Origin of the sequence: Streptomyces sp. NPDC102274, assembly GCF_044766385.1 — a bacterium.
GTDB lineage: Bacteria > Actinomycetota > Actinomycetes > Streptomycetales > Streptomycetaceae > Streptomyces.
This window is the reverse complement of record NZ_JBIWLW010000131.1, coordinates 1-2180: the sequence shown is the minus strand read 5'-3', so window position 1 is coordinate 2180 and position 2180 is coordinate 1. Positions and strand designations below refer to the sequence as shown.

General features: G+C 67.1%; 1 protein-coding gene. It reads right to left on the bottom strand.

The features are described from left to right. Positions 1 to 128: 128 nt before the first annotated feature. Positions 129 to 1556: a group II intron reverse transcriptase/maturase gene (ltrA, locus tag ACIRQP_RS42350; RefSeq protein WP_403900807.1), complete on the bottom strand. Its 1428-nt coding sequence runs from the start codon at positions 1554 to 1556 to the stop codon at positions 129 to 131. Between the last annotated feature and the right edge of the window lie 624 nt (positions 1557 to 2180).

Sequence of the window (2180 nt, the reverse complement as noted above, 5' to 3'; positions counted from 1 at the left end):
AGGAGTAGGGTCGGCCCGGGGTGCGGTGCTGGCCTTGCGACCAGCCCGTTTCCCCGGGCCGCCCTCCGCACCCGCCGTGCCCGTTCCCGAGCAACGGGCGCTCCACAAGCCCCAGTTGGGTGGCTTCTTCAGCCGGTGCTGGGCCACGGGGCGGGGATCTTCGTTCCCCGGTAGAGGTAGCGGACGGTCTTCACCCTCGCGGGGTCGAACAATCGCACCTCGTCCGTGACGGGCCACCATCGGCCCCCGCAGAAGCGGCGGCGCAGTTCCTTCCAGTTGCTCCGGCGGAACTTCCTTCGCAGCCACTTGATAACCCGCTGCCAGACGAAATGGCGCAGGTATCGGAAGGTCGCGTGCGAGACACCGAAACGGAAGTAGGCGGTCCAGCCCCGCAGCACCCGGTTGAGGCGGTGCAGCAGGACTTCCAGCGGCAGGTTGGTGTCCTGTCGGCACACTTTTCGCACCTTGTCCTTGACCGACGCGAGCGCCTTCTTGGACGGGTAGGTGTAGACGTAGTGCCGATTGGTGCCCTTCTTCCGGTGGCGCTGGAGGCGCCAGCCGAGGAAGTCCAGGCCCTCGTCGATGTGCGTGATCTTCGTCTTCTCCGGTGACAGGCGCAGGCCCATCGGGGAGAGGACCTCGGCCGTCCAGTCACGGATACTGATCGCATCCTCGCGGGTCCCGGCGACGAGCACGAGAAAGTCGTCCGCGTACCGGCAGATCCGGTAGTTGGGCTTGCCCGTTGCCCGCCGATGGGCCCTGCGACTGCGGGTGGCGTTCGGTCCGCCCGGTCCCGCCGCGATCGCCTCGTCCAGTACGGACAGAGCGATGTTGGAGATCACGGGTGACAAGATCCCGCCTTGCGGTGCACCGGCCCTCGACTCCTTCAGTCCGGAGTCCTCGGTGAGGATCCCGGCCTTGAGGAACGCCTTCACCAGATCCATCACGCGTTTGTCCCCGACCCGGGCCCGCATCCGTTGCAGAACGGGTGCATGCCCGATGTTGTCGAAACACGCCTCGATATCGCCCTCAACCACCCACTCGTAGGAGCGGGACGCCAGGTAGTGACTCTCGGCGATCGCGTCATGGGCCCGGCGCCCGGGACGGAACCCGTAGGCACACGGGAGGAAGTCCGCCTCGAAGATCGGCTCCAGGACCAGCTTCAAGGAAGCCTGGACCACCCGATCGCGGATCGTGTTGATCCCCAGGTAGCGGACCTTGCCGCCCGCCTTGGGGATCCCACGCTGCCGCACCGGCAAGGGCCGGAAGGTGCGGGCCTTCAACTCGGCCCGCAACTCCGCAAGGAAGCCCTCCAGTCCGCGCACGTCCTCGACGTAATGGGCGGTCACACCGTCCACTCCGGCCGTGCGCGCACCCTTGTTGCTCCGCACCCGCATCCACCCTGCAAGCAGGAAGGCCGGGTCACAGACGAGATTGTGCAGGTCATCAAACCGGCGGAGAGGATCCTCCGCCGCCCAACGGTGCAGCTTGGCCTGGATCTTCAGTACCCGGCGTTCGGCCACATACGCGACCTCCTCCAGCTCGTCGGTATTCACCAACGACCTCCTGGCATTCCAGCTTCCGCACTGCCGACTTGCTGGACCCCTTCGCCATGTACGCGCCTCTCGCGCGCTCGGACTACTACGGATCCTCCGCCCCACCACGAGACCGCCAGCCGGCGACGGGCCTGCCCCCACTCCCGGCCTGGAAGAACGGTGCGGGGGCGGTCTCGGATGGTTCCCACGTTCCCTGTGTGCCGATCGGCTAGGATGGGTGCCCTGCTTTGCCCCGACAGCCTCGCCGTACCTACGCCGCAGTCCTTCGGCACGGCCACCGGACCCGAAGACTTCTCGGATTCCGGCGTCGGCGACCCGCATGTAGGGCAGCCGCGTACTGCATCCCGGCCCAGATCCACCAGGTTGGAGCCGGTACAACGCTTACGGAGCTTTAACCGCAGGTTCCTCACGTACACCTTCTGGCCTCGCTTGCCGGACCCGCACCGTCTGGCAGTACCGGCGCGTCCCGTCGTTGTCGGGGCTGCTTCCCGCCCTCCCCGGCATCCCCCGGGTCAGACTGCCCCCAGCTTCTACCGGACCGCTGCGACGGCCCGGCGGTGGTGGCCTTGCACCACCACTCGGTCACACAGAACTTCGTGGCGCACCCATGCAGCGTTTGAGGAC